Here is an 829-nt window from a genome sequence, read left to right on the forward strand (position 1 = left end):
CCTGCTCGCCGGCGCCGATGTGGTGGTCGACACGAGCGATTCGTTCGCGACCCGCCGCGATGTGGCCGCGGCGGCCGAAGCGCTCGGACTCCCGCTCGTGTGGGGTGCCGTGCAGGAGTGGCATGCGCAGGCCACGGTGTTCTGGTCGGACCCGCCGGAGGGGGAGCCGGTGGTGCTCGCCGACCTCTTCCCGCTGGGCACCGAGGGCGAGCCGCCCAGCTGCGCTCAGGTCGGTGTTCTCGGAGCCCTGTGTGTGCAGGTCGGCGGGCTGCTGGCGGGCGAGGTGATCAAGCTCCTGAGCGGTGCCGGCGAACCGCTGCTCGGTCGGCTCGCGATGATCGATGCGCTCACCTCCCGCCAGCACGAGATACCGATCCGTCCGGCATCCGCGGCGACGAGGGCGGTGCGCGCATGACCGGCCGCCGCACGGTCGAGGAGCAGCTCGCCCGTGTGCTCGATGCCGTCCGCCTGATCGAGAGCGAGGCGCGTCCGGTGGCTGATGCCGCAGGACGCACCCTCGCCGCTCCCGCAGCCGCCGCCCACGACATCCCCCTGTTCGACAACTCCGCGATGGACGGCTTCGCCGTGCGCGGCGCCGATGTCGCTGAGGCCTCCGAGGAGAACCCGGTCACTCTGCGCGTGGTCGCCGACCTCCCCGCGGGCGTCGACCTCGACCCCCCGCTCGGCGTGGGCGAAGCCGCCCGCATCATGACCGGGTCCCCCACCCCCACCGACGCCGACGTGATCGTGCCGTTCGAGGACACGGCCGGTGGCCTCGCCGACTCGCTCGACGAGGTGAGGGTGTTGCGCGCTCCGGCGAAGCCCGGGG

The 829-nt window shown here is 73.3% G+C and carries 1 protein-coding gene and 1 pseudogene; both read left to right on the top strand.

The genetic code is table 11. From position 1 onward, the window contains the following. The coding region (locus tag KZA10_RS16440) for a ThiF family adenylyltransferase (RefSeq protein ID WP_218683431.1) at positions 1-415 on the top strand (415 nt) is incomplete at its 5' end. After that, positions 412-829 (top strand): annotated as a pseudogene (locus KZA10_RS16445) (molybdopterin molybdenumtransferase MoeA); the annotation flags it as partial. The gene KZA10_RS16440 and the pseudogene KZA10_RS16445, both read left to right, overlap by 4 nt.

Origin of the sequence: Microbacterium sp. BF1, assembly GCF_019279095.1 — a bacterium.
Classification (GTDB): Bacteria; Actinomycetota; Actinomycetes; order Actinomycetales; family Microbacteriaceae; genus Microbacterium; species Microbacterium maritypicum.